An 18,632-nucleotide genomic window follows, 5' to 3' on the forward strand; every position below is an offset into this window, starting at 1 on the left:
TCCACGAAGGGGCAAATAATTTTTGCCATAATCAGCGAAATGCGGGTAACTTTGATTCCTCTTAGCCTAACCTAATCGGTACACGATTGACCAATAATGCACCCGTCAAGGTGGTTTCTCCCGGCTCCTTTAGCCCCGAGACCCACTGGTATCCCAAGGCACTTAATGCCACCATCCATCCGCTGGTAAGTTTCTTCCTGAATTTGGCCCCGGAGCGGATCGTAAATCGATATTGTCACCTCAACCCGAAAACTGATCGGGTAAAACTGCTCGAGTTGCTGCGCTACGAGTGCAAACACTTTCTCTGGAGCGGTGCCGACCTTATCCACGCCACCACGGCCGAAGGCCGACGGCGGATGGTGGTGATCGAAAACAACAGCTGTCCAAGCGGGCAAAAATCCATGCCGTTGCTGGACGATCATGAAGAAGAAGGCGGCTACCGCCGCCTCGTCGAGCGGACCTTCCTACCCTACGTAAACAAACGCAGTGGAGGATCCCGGATCAACGGAAAACTGGCCGTGATCTACGACAAAAATGCCATGGAGGCCACGGGTTACGCGGAAGTCATTGCCGACGTCTTCGACGAAGAAGTTCTGCTGATTACCGACTACGACGATGCGCCCACGCGGAACCTGAAACTGGAGGACCAGCAGCTTTGGGCCCGGCATAACGAAGAGTGGGTGCCGCTGCGGGCGGCTTTCCGCTACCTGACCCAACGTCCCTGGACGCGGCTGCCCATCACCTGCCGGACCCGCATCCTCAATCCGATTTCCGCCTGCCTGGCCGGAGGGCGCAATAAACTGGTGGCGGCCAAGGCCTACGACTTCTTCAACGGAGAGCTGGCCGGGAGTGGCCTGCGCATCCACGCCCCGGAAACCATCCGGGACGTGGCCAAGGAGGAAATCCCCCTGTGGATTGCCCGCTGGGGCGGGCAGGCCGTCGTGAAGATTCCCTACAGCAACGCCGGGCAGGGAGTATTTACCATCACCAATGAGCGGGAGTTGGAGGCCTTTATGGCGATGGAAACTTCCTACGACCGCTTCATCGTCCAGAGCTTGATCGGCAATTACCAGTGGAGCTCCGCGGGCGCCGCCGGTCGCTTCTTTCACGTGGGTACCGTGCCGGACAAACAGGGTAACACCTACGTCTGCGACGTCCGAATGATGGTGAGCAGTACGCCCAAGGGGATTCGTCCCCTGGCCTGCTACAGCCGGCGGGCCCGGGCTCCCCTGGCGGACGAACTGACCGATGGAACGGATTCCTGGGCCATCCTGGGAACCAACCTCTCCGAAAAACTCGGTGACAACCAGTGGACCAGTGACGTGAGCCGACTGCTCCTGATGGACCGCCGGGACTTCAACCGCCTCGGGATCGGCATCGATGATTTGATCGAAGCCTACATCCAGACCGTATTATCTACCATCGCAATCGACAAGATGGCGGCGCAATTATTCACCAAGAAGGGGAAATTCAGTATGCGGCTGTTCCGCTCGCTGAATGACGATGCCGCCCTGTTGAGCGAAATCCTATCATGAGTAAACGACAATTTTTGGTCCTGACCGACCACCGGGGACACAGCCCGGAAAACTCGCTGTACGCCCTCCTGCGTACCCTGGCGGGTGACGACCGCACGGCCGGTATTTCGGTGGCCAGTCGGGGCGACGCCCGCAACGCCACCTTCTTCGCGGGCCAGCCGGCGCCGCTTTACGGACTGAAAGCCGACACGGATTTTGCTTTTGAGACCACCGATTGGTCGGAAGGCAAGCTGCTGGCGGACTGGGAAACCTTTGACGTCGTCTGGCTGCGGTTGCCGCCGCCGGCGGATCCCGCCTTCTTTGCCTTTCTGACGTCCATGGCACCTGCACCGGCTGAGCCGAGTATTCCGTTTCACTACACGCCCCGTTCGCCCAAAATTATCAACGACCCCACCGGCATCCTGGAAACCGGAAGCAAGGAATTTCTCCTGCATTTTCCGAATTTTACGCCGGCGGTGCGCAGGGTGAAAACAACTTCCGAGGTGCAGGCTTTTGCCGACGAACGCCCGATCGTCCTCAAACCACTACGCGATTACGGCGGTCGCGGGCTGGTGAAGATTTCCGGACAGGAAGTGGAATGGGACGGGGAGACGATGACCCTGGCGTCCTTCCTCGACGCCGCCCGAACGCGCATTGAGGCGGGGCACTATCTGGCCATGGAATACTTGTCCCGGGTGACCGAGGGCGACAAGCGCATCCTCGTGGTCAACGGCCAAATCCTCGGCGCCAGTCTGCGTCTGCCTCCTCCGGGTGAGTGGTTGTGTAACGTGGCGCGCGGGGGGCGGTCGGTGCCCGCCGAGGTAACCCCCGAAGAACGGGATATGATTGCCGCCATCAGCCCCAAGTTAAAGGAAAAAGGTATCGTGATCTACGGGGCGGATACCCTGATGAATGACGACGGCATTCGGGTTTTATCGGAACTGAATACGAATAGTATTGGCGGCTTCCCGCAGGCGGAAGCCCAGTCCGGTCGCCCGGTTCTCCAACAAACGATAAACGGAATCTATGACTTCCTTTACGAATAGGGAAGGGGCCCTGCCCCACATCCTCGAATTTCTGCCCGAGCAAACGGCTAAGGGCACCACCCAGAACTACTGGCTTCAGCTGGCCAGCGACGGTCTGGGCGAACCCATGTGTGTGCCACTGATGGTGGCACGGGGCGTCAAGGATGGCCCCGTGCTGGGCCTGACCGCCGCCCTCCACGGCGATGAACTGAACGGCGTGTCGGTCATCCAGCGATTGTTTGCCGACCTGGAAGTGGATGAACTCGCGGGGACCGTGGTGGCCATTCCGGTGGTCAATATACCCGGGTTCTTTCGCCAGCAGCGCTTCTTTGCCGACGGCAAAGACCTCAACCACCTCATGCCCGGCAACGAATTTGGCAACGCCAGTGAAGTGTACGCCTTCCGGCTGGTGGATCGGTTTTTGAAGAAGTTGGACTTCCTGCTCGACCTGCATACCGCCAGTCGGGGCAGGGTGAACAGTTACTACGTCCGGGCGGACATGAGCCAGGAAATTACCCGTCAGCTGGCGTTACTGCAGAATCCCCAGCTGATCGTTCATAACCCACCTAATGACGGCACCTTCCGCGGGGTAGCGGACGATATGGACATTCCCGCCATCACCCTGGAGGTAGGCAACCCCAGTGTGTACCAGAAGCGGCTCATCCGCAGTGGTCTGGTGGGGGTACACAACGTACTTAGTCACCTGAAGATGACGGACGACGAGATTGTCGGTCCGGAGAAGCCCGTCATTCTCTGCAAGCGTAGTTTCTGGATTTACGCCAGAAAGGGCGGCTTGCTGCAGGTGCACGTCGATCTGCTCGAACGGATCAAAAAGGGCGACCTGATCGCCAGCCTGCGCGACGTCTTCGGGCGGGTGATCGATCAGTACCACGCCCCGGAAAACGGGGTGGTCATCGGGAAATCAACTAACCCCGTGAACCAGAGTGGCGGCAGGATTCTGCATCTGGGTATTGAATAAAATAGCTGGCCCCGTTACGACATCGTAACGGGGCCACCTTGACTTATTTGCGGGCATAATCGGGTCTACTCGAGCACCTCGTACACCACCTGGCTGAGTCCGCGCATGTAAACGTCGCTCGGACCGGTAGTGGAGGGGCTGTCCCAGGTCCACACCCGGATGGCGTCCTTGGTGTCCACTTTGATGACGAAGGGACACTGTCCGTCCACGGCCGCTACCGTGCAGGCGGTGGATTGACGATCATCGGTGAAAAGGTCAGCGGGGAATTCCGCGGCAAGGGCCTCGATCCGGTTTCTTGCCTCATTATCGGCGAGGACTTCCCACTCCAGATCGTTGACGATCTGAGCGGCGTTCATTTCCACACCGGCCTGCTCCTTACTGACCAGAAGCACGCCCTTGTTTAGCATCAGGGCCCGGGAACCCAGCCAACCACCGACGTGACCGACGATAAAGACTTCGTCGTTCTGGTCGGGGCTTTTACGAATGTCTTCCTGGTCGCAGCCGGAGAAGCACACGAATACCAGAGAAAGGATAATTACTAGATATTTCATTGTTGAAGGAATTTTGGTGATTTGGGCGGTTATCTATCCGGCTAGACGTAAAATCACCAAAGGGCGTTGGGGGGCTTTTAGCTAAAGCTTTGTTAAAAGCAATGCAGCTATTCAATGTACACGCCCCCAGGCCCGCCAAACTTTTTTCATATAGTCTTCCAGCACGGGATGATCCGCAAAGTTTCCGCTAAACCAGGAGTAAGTACCTTCCTTCTTATCATAAACCGCCACGGCGGAGCATACGCCATCCACGGCTAATTCTCCACAATAGTGAGCGGATGCCAGTTCGGAAAAGGCTTCGAAGGGGAAGTCGGCAAGAAGGTCCCGTCCAATCAAAGCCGCTTCAACCTCCGGGATTACCTCCCAGTGCCGTCGTTCAATGGCTTCCGGCTGGGTAAAGGGTAAAGCCGATGCAGTGGGGCTTCCGGGCGTAGTAGGGTACCGGTCACGGGAAGTTTTGCCGTCGGCAAAACGATAGAAATCACGGAAACCAAATCCGCCAACCGCTCCGAAAATTAAGACGTGGTCGCTTTCTCCCAGTCCCTCCGGGATTTCTGGCGTGAAGGGTTCTCCCCGGTCGCAGGTCCACAGCAGGGCACAAATACAGATAAGGGGTAGGAGGTGTTTCATCGGAAGCGTGATGTAGTTACCCTAAAGTAACGAAACAATGACCTATACCGCTGTTTGATAACCGTTTATGGCATTTAGAGGGTGACTTTTTCCTCCTCCCGAATGGTCGCTACGCGCTTGGAGAGCCCCTCCAGTACGTCTTGAGCTGCGGCGAGAGACTTTACGTTTTCCTTGCTCAGCGACAGGCGTCGGGGCGTTTGCTTGAGGCGCAGTCCCCGCAGCATACCCTCTTCGGCGATGATTTTACTGATGGCGCGAAAGGTGTCGGAATCGTAGTACAGCGATTGCGCGTCTTCCACGAAGAAGAGAATCAGCTTATCGTTTTTCAGGATGAGCCGTTCGAAGCCCAGCTCCCTACACAACCACCGCAAGCGGAGGCCGTCGAAGAGTTCTTCCGCTTCGGGGGGGATGGGGCCGAAGCGATCGGCGAGGCCGGCGGCGAACTGCTGCAGTCCTTCCTCGTCGGGAATATTGTCCAACTCCTGATACAGCCGGAGCCGCTCCTGCGTACTTTCCACGTAGGCGGTCGGCAGATGCATCTCCGTATCGGTTTCGATGGTTACCTCGCGCACGAAGTCACTGGCTTCGGTCATCTGATCGGCGAAGATGTCCTTGAATTCACCCTGCTTGAGTTCCCGTACGGCTTCCTCCAGAATTCGCTGGTAGGTCTCGTAGCCGATGTCGGCGATAAAGCCGGATTGCTCACCGCCCAGGAGGTTGCCCGCTCCCCGGATGTCGAGGTCCTTCATGGCGATGTTGAAGCCGCTGCCCAGATCGCTGAATTCTTCCAGTGTTCGGAGTCGTTTACGGGCTTCGGGCGTCAGTACACTCAGCGGCGGAGCAATCAAGTAGCAGTAGGCCTTCTTGTTGGAGCGTCCCACCCGGCCGCGAAGCTGGTGCAGGTCGGAGAGCCCGAACTGGTGGGCATTATTGATGATGATGGTGTTCGCATTGGCGATGTCCAGTCCCGTTTCAATAATGTTGGTGCACACCAGCACGTCGTACTTCCGGTCGATGAATTCGATCAGGGTTTTCTCGAGTTCCTTCGGGTCCATCTGTCCGTGAGCCTGCGCAAACTGTACGTCCGGGCACAGGCGGCGGAGCATCGTGACCATGTCCACCAGGGACTTTACGCGGTTATGAACGAAGAAGACCTGCCCGCCCCGATACACCTCGTTTTCGATAGCTTCCTTCATCACCTCCTCGTTGAAGACCCGAACCTCGGTGTGGATGGGCTGACGGTTGGGCGGCGGTGTGCGGATCACGGAAAGGTCCCGGGCGTTCATGAGGCTGAACTGTAGCGTTCGGGGGATCGGGGTGGCCGTTAGGGTGAGGGTGTCTACGTTCACCTGCATGGAACGCAGCTTTTCCTTGGCTTTCACCCCGAATTTTTGCTCTTCGTCCACGATCAGCAGGCCGAGATCCTTGAACTCGGTACGCTTGGACAGAATGGCGTGCGTCCCGATCAGGACGTCGATCTTGCCCTCCTTCAGCCGTTTGAAGATGTCCGTTTTTTGCTTCGCGGTGCGGAAGCGGTTGATGTAGTCTACGTCCACCCCGAACTCACCCAGCCGCTCGCTGAAGGTACGGTAGTGTTGCAGGGCCAGGATGGTCGTGGGCACCAGCACGGCGACCTGCTTCCCGTCAGCCGCGGCCTTGAAGGCCGCGCGCAGGGCCACTTCCGTTTTCCCGAAACCTACGTCACCGCAGATCAAACGGTCCATCGGATGGGGCTTCATCATGTCCTCCTTCACGTCGTTGGTGGCCTTGAGCTGATCCGGGGTGTCTTCGTAGATGAAACTGGCCTCCAGTTCGTTTTGGAGGTAGCCGTCGGGTGGAAAGGCATGCCCCGGCGTAGCTTTCCGTTTGGCGTAGAGCTTGATGAGCTCTCCGGCCATGTCCTTCATCTTTTTCTTCGTCCGGCTCTTCAGGTTCTTCCAGGCTTCCCCACCGATCTTGTCCAGGCGGGGCAACGCACCGTCCTTTCCGCTGTACTTGGACAGCTTGTGCAGGGAGTTGATGCCGACGTAGAGGATGTCGTTATTTTTGTAGACCAGTCGGACACTCTCCTGGGTGTGCCCGTTGATTTCCAGCTTTTCGAGGCCGGAGAACCTTCCTACGCCGTGATCGATGTGTACGACCAGATCCCCGGTGGAAAGGTCGCGCAGCATCCGCAGGTTGAGGGCCTTGTCCTTGGTGAAGCCCCGCCGAAGCTTGTAGCGGTGGTAGCGTTCAAAGATCTGATGGTCCGTGTAGCAGGCGGCCCCGAGTTCGGAGTCAATAAAGCCCGCGTGAATCGCAATGGGTATGGGCTCGAAGCGAACGCTGGCGTCCAGGTCGTTGAAGATGGCGTAGAAGCGCTCAATCTGCTTCGGGTTATCGGTAAAGAGGAAATTGGTAAGCCCGTTGCTGGTGTTTTCGTTCAGGTTGCGAATCAGCAACTCAAAATTCTTGTTGAAGCTGGGCTGGGGTTTGGCGCGGCAATCGATGGTGTGATCGATGCCCATGCTCTGCTGGTAATCGCTGATGAAGATGATCGGCTTCTGCTCCACGTCGGCCAGTACTTCTCCGGGCCGGATGAAGGCCCGGTCCCGGAAGATGTTGGCCAGCTCCTCGTCGTCAATGATCGTCAGGTTCTTGGCAAACGCTTCGGCGCGCTTGAAGCATTCTCCCAGCCGGTCCAGCAGCAACTGAAAGTCGCGCATCCAGATGGTGGAATCCTCCGGCAGGACTTCAAAGATGCTGGTCTTCTGATCCCGTCCGAATTTGGTGTTGATGTTCGGGACGATACTGACGTACTCCACTTTGTCGATGGAAAGCTGTTGCAGGGGATCAAAGGTTCGGATACTTTCGATCTCGTCGTCGAACAATTCAATTCGGTAGGGGAATTCGTTGCCGTAGCTGAAGATGTCCACGATGCCGGCCCGGATACTGAACTGGCCGGGCTCGTAGACGAAGTCTTGCCGCTTGAAACCGTACTCCGCCAGGACGGTAATGATGGTATCCACGTCCAGCGTCTCCCCTTTGGTCATTTCGATCCGGGAGCTGGTCAATTCCGCCGGAGCAACGACCTGCTCAAAGAGGGCTTCCGGATAGGTAACCACAATTTCTCCCTTAGACTTGGAATGTGTCAGGTAATTGATGGTCTCGGTCCGCAGCAGGACGTTCGTGGGGTCGAGCACCTCGAAATAGAGGGGGCGGCGGAAACTGTCCGGCAGCAGCCGCACCTGCTTTTTTGGCAAAAGCGCCGCAATCGAATTTTGAATGTAGGCGGCCTCCTCTTTGTCGGCGGCAACGACCAGGTGGTGGCCGCCCCGGTGACGATAGGTCGCCGCAATGAGCATACTCTCCAGGGCACCCGCCAGACCTTTAAGCTGCAAACGCGGGGCCTTTCCCTCCTTACTCAGACGGGAAATTTTGGCCACCCGCTCACTGTCGGTGTAGCGTTGCAGTAGTGTTTGGGTCGGATCGGGGGAATTCGCCATGGAGCGGGATACGGAACGTCTTATTTCGTCAACGCCTCCTTAACAGCCGGGCGGAATACATAGTTCTCCAGTAGCGGAGATTCAGTCGCTGGTTTGCGGTAGTGCCCGCAGGTAAATCCGTAGCTGAATTTTGGCCTGCGGCAGGTGCAGTGATAACGGAACCCTCGTGCTCAGCCGGGGAGCAGTGATTATCTGAAGGAGCCATGCCGGCAAAAATGAGATAGGGACGATCGCCAGCTCCGAACCGCCACCTATTTATTCCATCGGCTCATTGATCGGGGAAATCATGATGTGCGCTCGGTGCGTGCCCGGGTCCATGATCCAGGGGTGATTGGGGGCGATCGGGGCTTCGGGCAGCCCCGTAGAAGCGGCGGTGGCGAAGGGAAGGTAGACTACGTAGCGGTAGACGGCACCCTCCACTATGGCGGTCTCGGGGTCGTACTGGGTTTCTTTCCCGTAGTAGATGTGCAAGGTGGTGCCCTCTTTGCCCATCGAGAGTTTACCGGACTTGACTTCCTCCTCCCGGATGTCAAAGATCTCCTGGCGGTTTTTACCTTCTGCCCGCAACTCCCGGCCCCGGGCCATGAAGGGTTCCAGACTTTTGTGGTAGCAGGCGGCATTAAAGCCATCCCTCCTGGGATCGTCGGTGAGGCAGATTAAATCGTTCGTCCCTTCCCGGAAGGTGACGAACGCTCCGGCCATGTTGTAACCGATCACCGTGCATTCCGCCCGGCTTTCTTCCGGTGCGGCCATCAGGGCCGTGGCGACCAACGCTTCGTCGGTGTCAATGGACTGCAGGTTGGCGCTGGGCTCTTCCGCCGGGGCTTCGGTCTTGGCGACGTCTGTTGCTTCGGTGGCGGTCTCTTCCGGCGCAGTACAGCCGAACAGGCACCCGGTCAGGGTAAGGGCAAGTAAATAGCTTCTCATAGTGGTGGTAATCTTTTGTCTAAAGATAGGGTTATCCCGAAGGTTGAAGCGTCCGTCGAGCCGCGAAGAAATACTTTACACCCAGATTCCCCCAGAGGTGCTGAAAGCTGGCCTCGAACCGATCGCTCGAGGTTGCCCGGGTAAGGCCGTAATCAAAACCCGCTTCTCCTACCAGGGCGATCCGGCTACTGATCGGCCAGCTGTAGGATAGCTGGGCGCGGAGGCCGAAGGTGTGATCGGCCCAGAATTCATTTCGCCGCGCGGTCCGGACCGACTGACGTTCCTGGACGGTGGAATCCGTGCGAAGCTGGCCCGTGGAGGTAGCCGTGAAGCTCGGGTTATTGAGGGTTTGGCTGAAGTAAATACCCGTTCCAAAGTACAGCCCCTGGTCCATCCTCCATTCGGGAATGAAGGCCATCGCCAGGCGATTTATGCTCGCCACGCCACTGGTCTTTCCTCCACCTAACCTCCCGAAGGCCCCCTGTTCAAAATAGAGCCGGGTACTGGAAAAATTCAGCTTGATTTGATACCGAAGCAATCGTCCGCGAGCGGTGGTGTAGGCGATGCTGAAGTTGGTATTCCCCCGCGTTTCTCCTTCAAGTAGCCTGCCCGGACGATCCCGGGTATCCCCCATTTTTACTACCGTGGTGTTTTCATAGCCACCCATTAGCGACAGGCTCGGCTGTCCGTGGAGTAGCAAGGGGAAAAAGAATAGAGTCAGGGTAAGTATCCGGGCTTGGCGGTCAGTCATCACTTGGGTGTAGGTGGTCGCTCCTAAAGGTAAGCCACGGTAGCTTTGTTAATCTGAGGTTGGAGATGCTGGCACCCCAAGCTCAGGGTAGTCCGCCTGCCATCGGACCGTCAAAAGAATAAATACACCAACATCAACACCGCAACGTAGCCCACATACCAACGCAAGTCCAGGTAGTGACCCGGACGGATACCCGTGCGCCGGTAGAGATAGTACATCAGCAGGAGTTTGTCCAGGAAGTAGGCCAGTACCGTGGCCCAGATGATGCCCAGGAGGCCGTAGGCCGGTGCTAACAGAAAGGAAAGAGCCACGTTGAGTAGGAGCTCAAGCCCGCCGAAAACCATCAGCATCCGGGTGTGCCCGAGGGCCGTCAGCACGGGGACGGGAAACAACAACCGGCTGACGATCACGAAGAGATAGGCCCGAAAGAGTGGTTCGCTCTCCGCGAAGGTGGCCGTAAAGAGGGGCTCCCACCAGTAGCCCGTCGTGGCCAGCAGTAAAATGGTGCCGGGGAATATCCAGTGAAACAGCCGACGGGAGCTGTTTCGCAGTAACTGGAGTCCGACCGTCGGGGATTCGGTCAACTGCGGTAGCACCACGGTGATCATGCCGTTAGTGACGGCCGCCAGGAGGGGGAGTTCGCGCGCACCGTAGCGGAACAGCGCAAAGGTGTCTTCTTCCCCCTCGTACCAGTAGTTCACAAACCAGGGGTCAAAGGCCGTGACCATCGCTCCGAGGGAGGCGTAGATCATCAGCGGCCAGGCCGCTGACCACCAGGCCGTAAGCAGCTCCCGCCAGCGATCCTGGCCCCCCGTCATGGCTCCGGTGAGCTTTCCATGGCGCTTCACGGTGATCGCCCGCTGCTTGTTTTGCTTGTCCAGCACGTAGTCCCAGAGGGTCCAGCCCAGGATGAGGATGCCCTTCACGACGCCACAAACCGCCAGCCAGTACAGGGCGCCCTCCAGGCTATCGCCGGCCAGTAGCGGCCCGAGAATGGCCATGATCATCCCCAGGGCGCTGAGCGTGCCGAAGACCAGCAGACCGCGCGGACGATCCTCAACCACCAGCACCTGCTCGAAGAACAGTCCCGGCCACTGGGTAAGTAAAAAGAGGAAGTACCACCACCAGCCCGGGGGCGTTTCTCCCAGTCGGAGCAGGTCGAAAAACCATTGATGGGCACCGGCCGCCACGCCCAGCAGGAGCAGGGAGACCACAAAAATGGTGCCCAGCGCCAGGCGGGAGAACTTCCGCGCGGCCTCCGGCCGCGTAAGCCGAATTCGCACCAAATAGGCCTGCAGCAAACCCGTCAGCCAGCCAAATCCTAAAATGTAACCAACGAAGAGTAAGCTTTCCCAGTGTCCGATTTCCGTCAACCCCAGTCCGAGACGGGGCAAGGCCAGCGCAATCAGGATAAGGGCACCCTGGCGTAAGGCCTGGACGATTTGTCCGGCTCGGATGAGTAGGCTGGATCGACTGGACATACGGGCTGTTCGTCAGTCCGGCACCGCCTTATTCCAGCGGCACGGTCTTGTGAGTAAAGGCTAGCCCGTATTCCGCCATCTCCTCCAGCACGGGCTCATATACTTCCCGCATCGTGGGAATGTGGACGCCGGTGGAGGAAATTTTGTTCTGGCTGATCAGGCGCACGAAGATACCCATCGGTAGCCCCACCAGACGAGACATCGCCGTGTCTTCGGCGTCGTTACCCTTCATGGTGAGGTTGGAAATGTCCCGGTACAGCTTTCCGTCCAGTTTGTAGTCGACCTGGTGCTGCATGACGATGAGGTCCTTGTCTTGCGGATTGAGCTTCCAGCGGTCCAGCAGCAGGCGTTCCAGGATCAGCGCGGGCGTAGCGTTGGGAATTTTAATCTTCTTCTTGCGGAATAAGCCCAGCCAGACGAGACGGGCCATCACGTCGCCGTTGGGGTCTACTCCCAGCATCTGGGCGATACGGTCCTTGACGGAACCTGGTCCGGCGGGAGCGAAGGCCTCCATGAGCTCGTGGTAGGTGATTTTCTCGCTGTCCAGGATGGGGAAGTCTCCGTTGGTCAGGCCGATGCGTACCAGCGCCGCCCAGGCGGCCGCAAATCCGGGGTAGCGGAGGGTGCCCCGCAGAATGGTCGGGATGTCGTCCAACCCATACTGCTCGCGGTAGAGCAGGCTGTCCCGGTTGGCGTAGGCTTCGAAGTCGCCGATTCCCTCCATGTGTACGTCCCAGGTGGTTTTGAACAACCGCTGGTACGGGATGAACTTGAGCTTGTCGTTATTCAGGTACTGGGCGGTTCCCTGGCCAGCCAGCACTACGTTGCGGGGGTTCCAGGTGAATTTGTAGCCCCAGGGATTGTCGTTGCTTTCCGGCGCAATCAGTCCGCCGGTAAAGGAACGGAAGGCCTTGATTTTTCCACCCTTTTCCCGGATTTCGTTGATGCGCTGCATCGCGGACATGTGGTCGATGCCGGGGTCGAGCCCCATCTCCCCCATGAAGATCAGTTCGCGGTTCCGGGCTTCGTCTCCGAGTCGGTACAGCTCGTGACTGACGTAGCTGGCCGTTACCAGGTGCTTTTTGAGCCGGATACAATCCTGAGCTACTTCCAGGTGAAGGTGGGCGGGAAGGAGGGAAACCACAATATCCGCCCGTCCGATGAGTTCCCGGCGGTCATTGGTCTTCATGACGTCCAACCAGACCGGATTACCCCGGGGATGATCTTTGACCTTGTTGGCGGCGGCGGAAGGGTCGGCATCAGCCACCGTGACGTTCCATCCTAACTCGGAACTTTTATTCAAAGCATATTGAATCAGGGCGGAGGAGGAGCGGCCAGCTCCAATAATGAGAATTCTTGCGGGCATTTGGAATAAATCGTTCAGAAGGGCTGGGGCAAATGTAAGCAACTGGGGGGAGCTAGGTGGCCAAGCTCCGGGAATTCCTTCCCAACCGGAAGGTAGCACCCTGGCATTGTGGACAATACAAAATGAAGAAGGGGAGCAAGTCGGTCGACTTACTCCCCTTCCCGGATGTATTCGAATTCCCGGACGCTATTCGGCGGGAACTTCTTCGTTGATGTTGTGGTCCACCAGGATGCGGTTGCAGTGCTCACAGATCATGATCCGCTTGCGCTGGCTGATTTCCAGCTGTTGCTGGGGGGGGATGGCGTTGAAGCAACCACCGCAGGCATTCCGCTCTACGGTCACCACGGCCAGTCCGTTACGGTAGGACTTCCGGATTTTATCGTAGCCACGCAGCAGACGATCCTCAATCGTCTTGCGCTGCTTTTCGGATTGACGACGCAGTTTCTTCTCCGTCTTCTCCGTTTTGGCAATGATGGACTTCAGTTCTTCCTGCTTTACTTCCAGTAGTTTTACTTTGTCGTCCCGGCGTTCCTGAGTAGCGGAGAGGGTACCCTGCTTGGCTTCCAGTTCGCGGGCGGCACCACCGGCCTTCTTGTCGGAAAGCTGAATCTCGAGCCGTTGCATTTCGGTCTCCTTCATCAGGGCCTCGTACTCCCGGTTGTTTTTCACGTTGTTCATCTGATCCTCATAACGAAGAATGAGTTGTTCAGATTCGGCAATGTTGGCTTCGTGACGGCTGATTTCCTGCTGGAGCTCCTTGACGGTAGCGGACAGGCGGTTGATCCGGGTATCGAGACCGGCAATCTCATCTTCCAGGTCACTGACTTCCATGGGCAGTTCGCCCTTCAGGATTTCGATCTCGTCGATCTGGCTGTCAATTTCTTGCAAACTGTACAGTTCGCGCATTTTTTCTTCTACCGTCTTTTCGGTCTGAGCCATGCGGAAGGATATTTTTAATCGTTAGTGGAGCGGACTTACACGAAGTATCGGACCGGGTTGGTGATCCGTTCCGTGCAAAGGACCGCAAAGGTAGGGAATTTCTCAATTAACAACTCTGCAAGTAATTGAGTTGTAAACTGTTCGCTTTCATAGTGGCCGATATCACAAATCATGATCTCCCCGTCGGCGTCGAAAAATTCGTGGTATTTGTAATCCGCCGTCACGAATACCTCCGCTCCGGCGGCTTTGGCCTGGGGCAGCAGGAACCCGCCCGACCCTCCACAAACGGCGACGGTAGTGATTTTCTTGCCCAGTTTTTCGGTATGGCGCACCACCTTCGCCCCCATACGATCGCGTAGGTGCGCCAGGAATTCCTCTTCACTTTTCGCCTCCGGGAGCACCCCCAGCATGCCGGACCCCACGGTTCCCTCCTCATTTTTCGGCGCGAGGAGTTGTAGCTTTTCCAGCCCGAGTCGTTGGGCAATGCGCTCATTTACGCCGCGGTGCCTCACGTTGTCCAGGTTGGTGTGAATGGCATAAATGGCCACGCCTTCTTTAATGGCCTTAATCACCGTTCGCTCCACGTAGTTTTTGCCGTTGAGGCGCTTCAGGCCGCGGAACACAATCGGGTGATGGGCCACTACCATATTGCAGCCCCGGGCTACGGCCTCCTCAATGATGGTCTCGGTGCAGTCCAGACTGGTCAGCACCCCGGTAACTTCGGTGTCCGGGTGCCCGACGATGAGTCCCGCATTGTCGTAACTCTCCTGCAGGTGGGCCGGAGCAATGGATTCTAGGTAATCGGTAATGTCCTTGATGGTAGGCATGGTGAGAACGGAGGTTAGGTAGAAAATTGACCTCAATGTTAGGGTAGGGTGGCGAGAACGCAGGTGCCGTGGCGTGCGCCGGGAGCAAAGTTACGCAGCATACCGGCTATTTATTCGTTGGCGGGCCGGATGGTGCCGCGAACTTCCCCGAAATCCACCTCACCAGCCCGGGCTCGTAAAATGACGGTGTCACCGTCTTCGAGAAAGGTCCGCTGGCTGCCGTCGGCGAGCGTCAGCGGCTCGCGGCCGCCCATCGTCAGCTCCAGCAGGCAGCCCGCCGTATCCTGCGTCGGACCACTGATGGTGCCACTACCCAGTAGGTCTCCCGCCCGGAGGTTACAGCCGTTTACGGTGTGGTGGGTAAGCTGCTGGGCAAAGCTCCAGTATAGTGTCGAGGCGTTGCCCTCGCTGATGGTGCTGCGTTTGCCCTCCTTCGTAATCAGTTCCGTACGGAGTTCAATGTCAAAATTGGTGGGAAACGCTCCCTGACGGAGGTAGGGGAGTGGGGTGGGGTCCTGGTGGGGCGTGGAGACCCGGGCGTCCTTTAGTGCGTCCAGGGGGATGATCCACGGACTAATGCTGGTGGCAAAGTTTTTCCCCAGGAATGGTCCCAATGGTTGATATTCCCACTTCTGGATGTCGCGGGCACTCCAGTCATTCAGGATGACGAAGCCGAAGATGTAGTCCTCTGCCTCCTCCAGGGGGACCGGCTGGCCGAGCGTAGAATCTTTTCCGATCACCGCCCCCAGTTCATATTCGTAATCCAGGCGCTGGCTCGGGCCAAAGCGGGGTGCGGCATCCCCGTGCTTTTTAAACTGTCCCTTCGGCCGCACAATACCGGTGCCCGAAACCACCACCGAAGAGGCCCGGCCATGGTAGCCGATGGGCAGGTGGAGCCAGTTCGGCGGGAGGGCATTTTCCGGATCCCGGAAAAGGGAGCCTACGCGCGTGGCGTGTTCCCGGCTAGCGTAAAAATCGGTGTAATCCCCGACCGCAACGGGCAGGTGAAGGTCACAGTCGGCCAGGGGGTGGAGGCAGCCGCTTTCCCGCAGCAGGTCCATGCCCACCTCCTCGAGTATTTCGCAGAGGGACTGGTGGTAGCTCCGGCCCAGCCGGAGATAGTCGTTGAGCACCTCCGGGAGGAGTGCTTCCCGGAGGCGCTTCCGTTCCGGAAGCCGGGCCGATACGGTCGTGTGATTGAAACAGGCGCTCAGGTCGATGACCTCATCGCCGGCCCGCAGGCCCGCACGGCGGCGCTGGTTGGTCGCCGTAGAAAATATACCCAGTGGGAGTGGTAAAGTGGTGGACAAGGACTACAACTTGGTCGGGTGATCAAAACAGGTCAACATTCGGCAAGCCCGGAGGGTTGCCCGGGAGGGGAAAAGGGGGCTGGTGGGCGCATTCGTCGGACGATGGTGTCGCCGATGGCGATGGGAATCGTCCGACGATGGTGGGGGCTCAGGCCGTTCGTGGGGGAAATGCCGAGGCAGAAATACCGGAATAGGCTTGCTCCGCAGGCCGGTCGATAATTGGTCGGTCAATTGCCGGCCGGTCGTGAGTGAAGGGAAATAAAGCTGGTGGGCGCATTCGTCGGACGATGGTGTCGCCGATGGCGATGGGAATCGTCCGACGATCGTGGGGGCTCAGGCCGTTCGTGGGGGAAATGCCGAGGCAGAAATACCGGAATAGGCTTGCTCCGCAGGCCGGTCGATAATTGGTCGGTCAATTGCCGGCCGGTCGTGAGTGAAGGGCAATAAAGCTGGTGGGCGCATTCGTCGGACGATGGTGTCGCCGATGGCGATGGGAATCGTCCGACGATGGTGGGGGAGCCGACCGGGCGTAAAAGCTTTGCTCCCGCTGGCCTTCTCGGCACCCGCACGCCGTGCCCAACGATAAACGGCCAGACAATCGAAATCATCTGGCCGCTTAACAAGAAATGTCTTACACGAGCTCTAGTCGATACCGTGCATCATGCGCTTCATCCAACCATTGATGAGCACCAGCACGATGGCCGCAGCAATGGGGACGGCGGCAAAGATGAGGAAGAACCCACTCAGCCCGACCGCCTCGGCGATGGGATCAATGTACGATCCGGTCTTACCCGCGGCGTAGTTGGCCACGAAGTTGGCTACGAAGAATACCCCGAACATGAGGCCCACCAGGCGGACGGGGGCTAGTTTGGAGACGTAGCTCAGTCCCACCGGCGAGATACAGAGTTCGCCGAGCGTATGCAGCAGGTAGGCGGCAATGAGCCAGAACATGCTGACGCTCGCGGTCTTCGCCCCTTCGGGAATGCTCATAGAACCAAAGGCGAGGATGGCAAAGCCAAGACCAAGGAGGGTGAGTCCGAGGGCAAATTTGATGGGCCCGCTGTTGAGCCAAGAAATTTTCTTCTCCCACAACTTGCTGAACAAGGGAGCAAAGCAAATGATGAACAGACTGTTGAAAATCTGGAACCAGCTCGCGGGAACTTCGGTGGTGTCCGTGCTAAATTGCTCGTACAGCATGATGCCGACCAGCGCCCAAACGATGACGAAGGCTAAGCCCAATACAATGTTGGAAGCACTGTAATTAGTAAAGGTGATGTTGAAGAGCTTGATTAGTACGTAAGTCAATACGGCCATCGGCAGCACGGTGATCAGCGTATTGGCGATGCGGTAAATGTCCGCTCCGCTCCCCGACAGGTTCCTTTCCGTATAGTCGGCCGCAAAGATGGTCATGGAGCCACCAGCCTGCTCGAAGGCCCACCAGAAGAAGATGATGAAGAAGCTAAGGATGACGATCACCCAAACCCGATCCTTTTCGATGCCCTTCAGGGTGGGATCGCTGACAATCCAGCCAATAAAGCCAATGACGGTAGCAAAGATTACGGCGGCCATAGCTTCTCCGGTAAGCAGATAAAGTACCACACCAATGGCGGCGGCAATGGCCGCCCAGGTGCCAATCCGTCCCGCTCCGCTGTTGGACCCCGTGATGTCCGTACCCTTGGGTACCTGGATCAGTTCGTCTTCGGCTTTGGCGGCCTCTTTGATGGTGTCCCCATCATTTTCCGGGGGAAGACCAATTTTGCCGAAGATGTTTTGCGCCAGCCAGAACTGGATGAGTCCGAAGAGCATGAAAACCCCGGCCAGGCCGAAGCCCCAGCTCCAGCCCCACTGCTCTCCGAAGTAGCCACAGAGGAGGATTCCGAGGAAGGCACCACTGTTGATGCCCATGTAGAAAATGGTGTAAGCACCGTCTTTCCGATCTTCTTCGCCGGCATAGAGTTGCCCTACGATACTGGAAATATTGGGCTTGAAGAGCCCGTTTCCGATGATCAGCAACAGGAGGCCCAGGTAGAAGACGTACTCGGTTTCTACGGCCATTGCTGCGTGACCCAGAGTCATTACGAAGGCACCGAGTACCACTGCTTTGCGGTATCCCAGTAAGCGGTCAGCAATAATACCACCCAGCATGGGGGTAAAGTATACGAAGCCAGTGTAAATGGCGTAAAGCTCCAGTGCTTCGCTACGTTCCCAGGGGCCCTCCCCGAAGGCCGCTTGCACCAGAAAAAGCACGAGCAGCGCCCGCATGCCGTAGTAACTGAAGCGCTCCCACATTTCGGTAAAGAAGAGCACAAAAAGGCCGGGCTTGTGCCCGAAAATGCTGCCACCCTGGTCGGGGGTGGGCGAAAGAGTTGTAGCCATGATTCGCGTTTAGATGGGCTAAAGAAACAAAAAAGACGTCGTTTACCGTCGGGCAAAGTGCTTAAGGAAGCATTAAAGGTCTCCTCCGACGGCGGCTTTGTCGGGGGAATTGCGCCCCCGCACGGCGCGCCGGAGGCTCGCGCCGCAGAAGCCCCCCAGTCCGGTCGTAATGGCACCCCACACGGCCGTGACCCCCACCAGCGCCCAGCCGGAGCTGAAGCCGAAGGTGACCGCCAGGCGGTCCGTCAGCGCCCCTTCGCTGTCAAAGTGGAGGTAGCCGGTGTAGACGCCGTAGGTAATCAAGCCCCCCAAAAAGGCGTACCAGAAGCCCCCGCGTTTCCACACGGGCAGCAGGAAGCCCAGGGCGGCGGCGGCGAGCGCCGGCGACCACCAGCTGGCGCCGGTCCAGAAGCAGATTGAGGTTGCCGTGATGACCCCCAGGAGCAGAAGAAAGCGATACATACCAGAAAG

General features: G+C 57.9%; 15 protein-coding genes. 3 read left to right on the top strand and 12 right to left on the bottom strand.

Annotation, left to right across the window (positions count from 1 at the left end):
* Positions 1–86 precede the first annotated feature (86 nt).
* From E1J53_RS01070 to E1J53_RS01080, 3 genes are read left to right on the top strand one after another with little or no spacing between them, the layout of a single operon-like run.
* The gene (locus tag E1J53_RS01070; protein ID WP_134270126.1) at positions 87–1,535 is read left to right on the top strand and encodes a hypothetical protein; all 1,449 of its coding nucleotides are present in this window, start codon (positions 87–89) and stop codon (positions 1,533–1,535) included.
* The gene (locus E1J53_RS01075) at positions 1,532–2,560 is read left to right on the top strand and encodes a RimK family alpha-L-glutamate ligase (protein ID WP_134270127.1); all 1,029 of its coding nucleotides are present in this window, start codon (positions 1,532–1,534) and stop codon (positions 2,558–2,560) included. The genes E1J53_RS01070 and E1J53_RS01075 overlap by 4 nt, the downstream gene beginning before the upstream one ends.
* Positions 2,541–3,518: a succinylglutamate desuccinylase/aspartoacylase family protein gene (locus tag E1J53_RS01080; protein WP_134270128.1), complete on the top strand. Its 978-nt coding sequence runs from the start codon at positions 2,541–2,543 to the stop codon at positions 3,516–3,518. Before E1J53_RS01075 ends, E1J53_RS01080 begins: the two co-directional genes overlap by 20 nt.
* Positions 3,519–3,583: 65 nt before the next feature.
* On the opposite strand, the gene E1J53_RS01085 is transcribed toward E1J53_RS01080, so the two are convergent.
* The 12 genes from E1J53_RS01085 to E1J53_RS01140 all read right to left on the bottom strand — a co-directional run bounded on the left by E1J53_RS01085 (position 3,584) and on the right by E1J53_RS01140 (position 18,623).
* On the bottom strand, positions 3,584–4,069 hold the full coding sequence (locus tag E1J53_RS01085) for a hypothetical protein (RefSeq protein WP_134270129.1): 486 nt from the start codon (positions 4,067–4,069) through the stop codon (positions 3,584–3,586).
* A gap of 111 nt (positions 4,070–4,180) precedes the next feature.
* Positions 4,181–4,699: a hypothetical protein gene (locus E1J53_RS01090; RefSeq protein ID WP_134270130.1), complete on the bottom strand. Its 519-nt coding sequence runs from the start codon at positions 4,697–4,699 to the stop codon at positions 4,181–4,183.
* A gap of 74 nt (positions 4,700–4,773) precedes the next feature.
* A complete protein-coding gene (gene mfd, locus E1J53_RS01095; RefSeq protein WP_134270131.1) occupies positions 4,774–8,184 on the bottom strand; it encodes a transcription-repair coupling factor in 3,411 nt (1,136 codons plus the stop codon).
* Positions 8,185–8,439: 255 nt separating this feature from the next.
* Complete coding sequence (locus E1J53_RS01100; protein WP_134270132.1) at positions 8,440–9,111, bottom strand: hypothetical protein; 672 nt, start codon at positions 9,109–9,111, stop codon at positions 8,440–8,442.
* 31 nt (positions 9,112–9,142) lie between these two features.
* Positions 9,143–9,862, bottom strand: coding sequence for a hypothetical protein (locus E1J53_RS01105; protein WP_134270133.1), 720 nt, complete (start codon positions 9,860–9,862; stop codon positions 9,143–9,145).
* Positions 9,863–9,972: 110 nt separating this feature from the next.
* The gene (locus E1J53_RS01110; RefSeq protein ID WP_134270134.1) at positions 9,973–11,343 is read right to left on the bottom strand and encodes a lipopolysaccharide biosynthesis protein; all 1,371 of its coding nucleotides are present in this window, start codon (positions 11,341–11,343) and stop codon (positions 9,973–9,975) included.
* 28 nt (positions 11,344–11,371) lie between these two features.
* A complete protein-coding gene (locus tag E1J53_RS01115) occupies positions 11,372–12,709 on the bottom strand; it encodes a saccharopine dehydrogenase C-terminal domain-containing protein (RefSeq protein WP_134270135.1) in 1,338 nt (445 codons plus the stop codon).
* Between the two features lie 186 nt (positions 12,710–12,895).
* The gene (locus E1J53_RS01120) at positions 12,896–13,648 is read right to left on the bottom strand and encodes a zinc ribbon domain-containing protein (RefSeq protein WP_134270136.1); all 753 of its coding nucleotides are present in this window, start codon (positions 13,646–13,648) and stop codon (positions 12,896–12,898) included.
* Positions 13,649–13,683: 35 nt separating this feature from the next.
* Complete coding sequence (locus E1J53_RS01125) at positions 13,684–14,475, bottom strand: Nif3-like dinuclear metal center hexameric protein (RefSeq protein ID WP_134270137.1); 792 nt, start codon at positions 14,473–14,475, stop codon at positions 13,684–13,686.
* Between the two features lie 110 nt (positions 14,476–14,585).
* Positions 14,586–15,785: a fumarylacetoacetase gene (gene fahA / locus E1J53_RS01130; RefSeq protein ID WP_134270138.1), complete on the bottom strand. Its 1,200-nt coding sequence runs from the start codon at positions 15,783–15,785 to the stop codon at positions 14,586–14,588.
* Positions 15,786–16,427: 642 nt separating this feature from the next.
* Complete coding sequence (locus E1J53_RS01135; protein ID WP_134270139.1) at positions 16,428–18,161, bottom strand: peptide MFS transporter; 1,734 nt, start codon at positions 18,159–18,161, stop codon at positions 16,428–16,430.
* Between the two features lie 72 nt (positions 18,162–18,233).
* A complete protein-coding gene (locus tag E1J53_RS01140) occupies positions 18,234–18,623 on the bottom strand; it encodes a hypothetical protein (RefSeq protein ID WP_134270140.1) in 390 nt (129 codons plus the stop codon).
* Positions 18,624–18,632: the final 9 nt, after the last annotated feature.

The organism is Lewinella sp. W8 (genome assembly GCF_004375085.3).
GTDB lineage: Bacteria > Bacteroidota > Bacteroidia > Chitinophagales > Saprospiraceae > Neolewinella.